Origin of the sequence: uncultured Aureimonas sp. (genome assembly GCF_913775355.1) — a bacterium.
In the GTDB taxonomy this organism is placed as follows: domain Bacteria; phylum Pseudomonadota; class Alphaproteobacteria; order Rhizobiales; family Rhizobiaceae; genus Aureimonas.
This window is the reverse complement of record NZ_CAJYIU010000211.1, coordinates 1-6,914: the sequence shown is the minus strand read 5'-3', so window position 1 is coordinate 6,914 and position 6,914 is coordinate 1. Positions and strand designations below refer to the sequence as shown.

Annotated in this window: 8 protein-coding genes; all 8 read right to left on the bottom strand. The window is 66.0% G+C overall.

Annotated features, from left to right (window positions below; translation table 11 throughout):
• Window positions 1-254, bottom strand: a 254-nt coding sequence (locus QZ753_RS13080; RefSeq protein ID WP_294644221.1) for a cation:proton antiporter, incomplete at its 3' end; no start/stop codon positions are given.
• A 246-nt stretch (window positions 255-500) separates the two neighbouring features.
• Window positions 501-788: a DUF2218 domain-containing protein gene (locus QZ753_RS13075; protein ID WP_294644220.1), complete on the bottom strand. Its 288-nt coding sequence runs from the start codon at window positions 786-788 to the stop codon at window positions 501-503.
• 135 nt (window positions 789-923) lie between these two features.
• Complete coding sequence (mmsB, locus tag QZ753_RS13070; RefSeq protein ID WP_294644219.1) at window positions 924-2,144, bottom strand: multiple monosaccharide ABC transporter permease; 1,221 nt, start codon at window positions 2,142-2,144, stop codon at window positions 924-926.
• A complete protein-coding gene (gene mmsA, locus QZ753_RS13065; protein ID WP_294644222.1) occupies window positions 2,141-3,658 on the bottom strand; it encodes a multiple monosaccharide ABC transporter ATP-binding protein in 1,518 nt (505 codons plus the stop codon). The genes mmsB and mmsA overlap by 4 nt, the downstream gene beginning before the upstream one ends.
• Window positions 3,659-3,773: 115 nt before the next feature.
• Window positions 3,774-4,841, bottom strand: a complete 1,068-nt coding sequence (gene chvE / locus QZ753_RS13060) for a multiple monosaccharide ABC transporter substrate-binding protein (RefSeq protein WP_294644218.1) — start codon at window positions 4,839-4,841, stop codon at window positions 3,774-3,776.
• A 209-nt stretch (window positions 4,842-5,050) separates the two neighbouring features.
• Entirely contained in the window at window positions 5,051-5,698 is a 648-nt protein-coding gene (locus tag QZ753_RS13055; RefSeq protein ID WP_294644217.1) for a 2-dehydro-3-deoxy-6-phosphogalactonate aldolase, read from the bottom strand.
• A complete protein-coding gene (locus QZ753_RS13050; protein ID WP_294644216.1) occupies window positions 5,695-6,624 on the bottom strand; it encodes a 2-dehydro-3-deoxygalactonokinase in 930 nt (309 codons plus the stop codon). The genes QZ753_RS13055 and QZ753_RS13050 overlap by 4 nt, the downstream gene beginning before the upstream one ends.
• A partial coding sequence (locus QZ753_RS13045) for an SMP-30/gluconolactonase/LRE family protein (protein WP_294644215.1) occupies window positions 6,621-6,914 on the bottom strand: 294 nt, incomplete at its 5' end. The genes QZ753_RS13045 and QZ753_RS13050, both read right to left, overlap by 4 nt.

Genomic DNA, 6,914 nt, shown 5'->3' with positions numbered 1-6,914 from the left:
CGCACGGACATGAGATCCGCAAGCGAGAAGTGCAGGCCGACGCCGAACATCAGGAGGATCACGCCGAGTTCGGCGAGTTCCGTCGCCAACCCCTGATCGGCGACGAAGCCGGGCGTGAACGGTCCGACGCTGATGCCGGCGAGAAGATAACCGACGATCGGAGAGATGCCGAAGCGGTTCACGAGCGTGCCGAAGACGAAGGCGAGGCCCAGTCCGGCCACGATCGTCTCGATCAACGGCATGTCGTGCAGCATCGTCGCGCCCCTCGGCTTCGAATCTCTCCGGATTGTGGTCTCACCCGGGATAGGCGAAGGCGGCGCAGGTTGCAGCACAAAAGTCGCGCGAGAGGGGCGGCGATGCGGAAAGGCAGCCACTCCAGAGAGCCGCCGCAGTCTGCATTCGGGAGTGGGTCAGGCGCCCTGCGAAACTGCCATTGGTGGGCGGCGGCCCCGGCCGGCAGCGATACGTTGATCAGGCGAGCAACCGTTCGGTGGAAGCGGTCAATCCTCACGCGTCCAATCGAACGCAAGATCCTCGCGGAAGGCGAAACGTCGGACGTGATCCGCGACGACGCCCTCCATGCGGTCGAGGGTTGCCGGGTCTTCGGCGGCAACGGTGATGACGAGCCGATCGTCGGCGGCCGTCATGGCGACATGCGCGGACGGCATCTCGATCGTGCCGTCCCGTTCATCGAAGGTCACGGCGAATTTGTGCGACCAGTGCTTGCACAGCTGCTGCAGATAGCGGCTGGCGTGCTCGGTCGGAACGACGGCGCGTGTGGTCGGCATGAGCCCCTCCGGGTTCGAGTTTCGTGGCGTCATCCTCGTGACGTCGCGAAAGCAAGACGTCCGTCGATGCCGAACGAAAAAGGGCGCGGCGCCGGAACCCCGGTGCCACGCCCTTCGATGCCGGGTGACCGGCCGTCAGGCCTTGTTGCGGTTGTAGACGTCGAAGCAGACCGCGGCCAGAAGGACGAGGCCCTTCACGAGCTGCTGGTAGTCGATCGACAACTGCATGGAGGTCTGCATGCCCATGTTCAGCGCGCCCATGATGAAGGCGCCGATGACCGCACCGGTCACCTTGCCGACGCCGCCGTAGGCCGAGGCGCCCCCGATGAAGCAGGCCGCGATGACGTCGAGCTCGAGACCCGTGCCGTTCTTGGCCGTAGCCGAGCCGACGCGGGCGAAGAACACGAGGCCGGCGATCGCGGCGAGGACGCCCATGTTGACGAAGGCGAGGAAGACGATCCGCTCGGTCTTCACGCCGGAGAGCTTGGCGGCCTTCTCGTTGCCGCCCACCGCGTAGACCCGGCGGCCGATCGTGGTGCGCGAGGTGACGAAGGCGTAGATCGCGATCAGCACCGCCATCAGGATCAGGACGTTCGGCAGGCCGCGATTGGTGGCGAGCAGGTAGCCCATAAAGAGGATCGCGACGGTGACGAGCGCGACGCGCCCGTAGAAGAACGCCTGCGGCTCAGCGACCGGTCCGACGCGGCTGCGGGCCGAACGCTTGGAGAATGCGAAAATCGCGAAGCCGACCGCGAGCACGATCGCCAGAAGCAGCGTCGTCGAGTTGGCGAGGCCCATGACCGGCAGGACGTCGGGGATCGTTCCCGTCGAGATCGCGCGAAGCGACGCGGGGATCGGGGAGATCGACGACGAGGAGCCGAGCGTCATGAACGTCAGGCCGCGGAAGACCAGCATGCCGGCGAGCGTCACGATGAAGGACGGGATCCGCAAGAAGGCGACGAAGTAGCCCTGGATCGCGCCGATCGCCGCGCCGACCACGAGACACATCGCCACCGCGATGGGCACGGGTACGTCGTAGAGCACCATGAGCACGGCGCCGACCGCTCCGACGAAGCCCACCAGCGAGCCGACCGAGAGGTCGATATGGCCGGTGATGATGATCAGCAGCATGCCGATCGCCATGATAATGACGTAGCTGTTCTGGAGGAACAGGTTGGTGAGGTTGGACGCCGACACGAAGGTCGGCCGGCCCGTCGCGGCCGAATAGGCGGCGAAGAACAGGATGATCGCGACCAGCGCGACGAGCATGCCGTATTCGCGCAGGTTGTTCTTGAAGTAGTCGAGGCTCGCCCCGCTCCCCTGCCCGCCCGGGGCTTCCACGGTCTTGATGCTCATGCCGCGTCTCTCCCTGCGGTACGAATGATGGCGCGCATGATGCTTTCCTGTGTCGCCTCGCCGCGCGGCAGCTCGGCCACGAAGCGCCCTTCGTTCATGACGTAGATGCGGTCGCACATGCCGAGGAGCTCGGGCATTTCCGACGAGATCATCAGAATGCCCTTACCCTCGGATGCCAGCCGCTCGATGATGGAGTAGATCTCGAACTTCGCGCCGACGTCGATGCCGCGCGTTGGCTCGTCGAGGATCAGAAGCTCGGGGTTCGAGAAGAGCCACTTGGACAGCACCACCTTCTGCTGGTTGCCGCCCGAGAGGTTCAGCGTCTTGTGGAAGATGTTGGACGAGCGGATGCGAAGGCTCGTCCGGTAGTCCTCCGCCACCTTGCGCTCGCGATCCTCGTCGATCACGCCGCCCTTGGCGATGCCGGGCAGGTTGGCGAGCGAGATGTTCTGGCGGATGTCGTCCTCGAGCAGCAGCCCATAGTGCTTGCGGTCCTCGGTGACGTAGGCGAGCCCCGCCTCAATGGCCTTCGGGATCGTAGACACGTCCACCGGCTTGCCGTGCAAGAACGCCTCGCCCGTGATGTGGCGCCCGTAGGACTTGCCGAAGACGCTCATCGCAAGCTCGGTGCGGCCCGCGCCCATGAGGCCGGCGATGCCGACGATCTCGCCCTTGCGAACGTTGAAGGAGACGTCCTTCACGATCTGGCGCTGCGTGTTGAGGTGGTGGAACGCGTTCCAGCCCTTCACCTCGAACAAGACCTCGCCGATCTTCGGATGGCGCGGCGGATAGCGGTCGTCGAGCTGACGGCCCACCATGTCGCGGATGATCTGGTCTTCGCTGACGCCGGCCTTGCAGTCGAGCGTCGAGACCGTGGAGCCATCGCGGATCACGGTGATCGAGTCGGCGACGCGCGAAATCTCGTTCAGCTTGTGGCTGATCATGATTGACGTCAGCCCCTGCTTCTTGAACTCGAGCAGGAGGTCGAGAAGCGCCTGACTGTCGCGCTCGTTGAGGCTGGCGGTCGGCTCGTCGAGAATCAGCAGGCGCACCTTCTTTGAGAGCGCCTTGGCGATCTCGACCAGCTGCTGCTTGCCGACGCCCATGTCCTTGATCAGCGTCGTCGGCGGCTCGGACAGGCCGACCTGCTTAAGAAGATCGCTCGATCGGCGGAAGGCCTCGTCCCAGTTGATGATGCCGGCCTTGGAGATCTCGTTGCCGAGGAAGATGTTCTCGGCGATCGATAGGAGCGGCACGAGCGCCAGCTCCTGGTGAATGATGATGATACCGACATGTTCGGAATCGCGGATGCCGCGGAAGGACCGGACCTCGCCGCCGTAGACGATGTCGCCCTCGTAGGTGCCGTGCGGGTAGACGCCCGACAGGACCTTCATCAGCGTCGACTTGCCGGCGCCGTTCTCGCCGCAGATCGCGTGGATCTCGCCCTGCTCGACGACGAGGTTGACGTTGTCGAGCGCCTTCACGCCCGGGAACGTCTTGGTGATGCCGCGCATCTCGAGAATCGGTGCCAAAGCGTTCTTCCCCGGCTTGCAGAACGACGGAGCGGGAGCCGATGGCTCCCGCAGAGGCGATGGCGAGGCGCGCGAGGCGCCTCGCCGAAGCGTCAGATCAGGGCTTGATCTGGTCTTCCTTGTAGTAGCCGCTGTCCACGAGAACCGGCTTGATGTTCTCCTTGGTCACCAGCACCGGCTTCAGGAGGTAGGCGGGGACGACCTTGACGCCGTTCTCGTAGGTCTTGGTGTCGGTGACCTCGGGCTCCTTGCCCTGGCCGATCGCGTCGATCATGTTCACGGTCACCTTCGCGAGCTCGCGGGTGTCCTTGAAGATGGTCGAGTACTGCTGGCCGTTCTCGATCGACTTGACCGAGGGCACTTCCGCGTCCTGACCCGAGACAATCGGCATCGGCTTGTTGCCCGAGCCGTAGCCAACAGCGCTCAGCGCCGAGATGATGCCGATCGACAGACCGTCATACGGCGAGAGCACGGCGTTGACCGTCTTGTCGCCGTAGTAGGACGACAGGAGGTTGTCCATGCGGGCCTGGGCGACCGCCGGATCCCAGCGCAGGGTGCCGACGCGGTCCATGCCGGTCTCGCCCGACGGGATCACGAGCTTGCCGCTGTCGATGTACGGCTGCAGCACGCTCATCGCGCCGTTGTAGAAGAAGAACGCGTTGTTGTCGTCCGGCGAGCCGCCGAAGAGCTCGATGTTGAACGGGCCGGCCGCGCTTTCGAGCTTGAGGCCCTGCACGATCGACTGCGCCTGGAGGACGCCGACCTGGAAGTTGTCGAAAGTCGTGTAGTAGTCGACGTTCGGCGAGTTGCGGATCAGGCGGTCGTAGGCGATGACCTTGATGCCCTTGTCGTGCGCCTGCTGCAGCACGTCCGTCAGCGTCGTGCCGTCGATCGAGGCGATCACCAGCGACTGGACGCCGGCCGCCACCATGTTCTCGAGCTGGCTGATCTGCGTCGGGATGTCGTCCTCGGCATACTGCAGATCGGTCTTGTAGCCGCGCTCCTGCAGCTGCTTCACCATGTTGTCGCCGTCGGCGATCCAGCGGGCGGACGCCTTGGTCGGCATCAGCACGCCCACGGTGCCCTTTTCCTGCGCGAACGCGCCGCCGGAGAGGGTCATCGCGCCGAGGGCCACCGCCGCCAGCAGGGTCTTCATTCGAATCATAGTCGTCCTCCCATCGTGACGCCGCCTTCAGCGAGCGTCCGAAAGCGCGAACCCCTCGCGCCGAGCTCTTCGAACCGTCGCGGGCCAGGCCCGCGCGCTTCTCAGCCCTCCTCCGTCGCACTCCCGAAGATACGACGGCGGCAGCCAATTGTCTGATGAATTATCGCATTGACGTTCACGTCGCCAATGAATTTTTTCTGCGCTCTGATTTATCGTAAACCGCAAACTCGGTCGTAGAGCAAGACGGCTTTATCGGCGCGCTGGCGGATGTCCCCAACCGACATGCCGGGCTTGTAGAGCGAGGAGCCGAGACCGAAGCTGCGCACGCCGATCCGGGCGTAGCCTTCGAAGTCGTCCTCCGAAACGCCGCCGACCACGCCAATCTCGATGTCCTTCGGCAGAACGGCGCGGATCGCGGACACGCCGGATGGTCCCAGCACGCTGGCCGGAAAGAACTTCAGCGCCGACGCGCCGGCCGCAATCGCCTGGAACGCCTCGGTCGGCGTGAAGACGCCGGGCATCGTGACCATGCCGTGCGCGGCAGCACGCCGCAGCACCGACGCATCGACGTTGGGAGAGACGAGAAGCCGCCCGCCCGTCTCGGCGAGGCGATCGACCTGCTCCGGGGTCAGCACCGTCCCGGCGCCGATGTAGTGCTCAGGTCCGCCGAGGCGCACGGCCGAGGCGATGGAGCGGAACGCATCGGGCGAATTCAACGGGATCTCGATCGCTTCGAAACCGGCCTCGATCAGCGTCTCGACGGAGGCCTCGACCTCCTCCGGCTTGATTCCCCGCAGGATCGCGACGAGTGAACGCTTGAATGCGGGCCAGGCGACCCGCGCGGTGACGTCGCTCATGATGAACTCCGGTCGGAATGAAGACGGTGCGCGGCGGCCAGCAACCCGTGGCGCACGCACTCGTCGGCGTCGAATCGACGAGCGAGGGAAAGGCCGGCCGCTGCGAACGCCGCCTCGTAGAGCGTCGCGATCGGACCCGACGCCAGCAGCGACATCGGATCACCGGTTCCGTAGAGCGCGGTCGCGCCGGCGAACTCGAGCCCGATCATCAGGCCGGACAGCCGCGCCGCCTGCCGGGACGGCAGAGCGCCGTCCAGGAGCCAGCCGGCCCGCAGTTGGAACAGCGCGTTGGTCGCCGTGGCAGGATGGCGAAAGCCCTCGGCGAACCCTTCGGCGAAGCCTTCGGTCTCCGGTCGCGGCGGCTCGGCGCCTTCGACCGCCTGACGCAGGATCGATCCGGTGCGCAGAAGCTGGAAGAGCTCGCCGGTCATGAAGGTCGAGAAGCCGGCGACGGCCCCGCCGTCCAGCTTCACCCATTTCGAATGCGTCCCCGGCATGCAGACCAGGCCGGTGTCGAACCCGTCGGCCACGACGCCGAGAAGCTGCGTTTCCTCGCCGCGCATCACGTCCGGCGCGTTGCCGCGCTGCGCGAGACCAGGCAGGATATGAACCGGACGCCCCGCGTTCGAGACCGGGGTCGCGTGGGTGGCGAGGTCGTCGAGCCGTGTCGGAACCGACAGATAGGCCGCCTCGACCCAGCCTGTCCGCGAGCCGACCATACCGCACAGGATGGCCGGCGCGTCATCCGCCACGTCCATCGCAGAGAGGTGCCGCGTCAGCACACCGCCGAAGTCGCCGTCGACGACGCCGGTGAGCCCTTCGGGCGCGCGGCGCTCGTTCAGAACCGTACCGTCCGAAGCGCAGGCCCAGGCGCGGAACGACGTCGTGCCCCAGTCGACGAGGGCGTAGGCCGCTCGCCGGCTCATGGCGTCAACCGCAGGCGGGGCTCGGCCACGCCCCGCACCCCGGCCTGGACGATGAAGGTCCGGCCGGCATTCGGGTCACCTGCCCGCTCGGCCTCGTCCATGCCCTCATAGGCGGTGGTCACAAGCAGCTGGTCGAGGTGCCGGCCGGTGAAGGCCGGGCAGCTCGGCTGACGTGCCGGGAGGGAAAGCGAGCGCAAATGCTTGCCGTCCGGAGTGAACACCTCCAGCCGCCCCGCACCCCAGCGAGCGTTCCACACGTTGCCCTCGGCATCGGTGACCGCGCCGTCGGG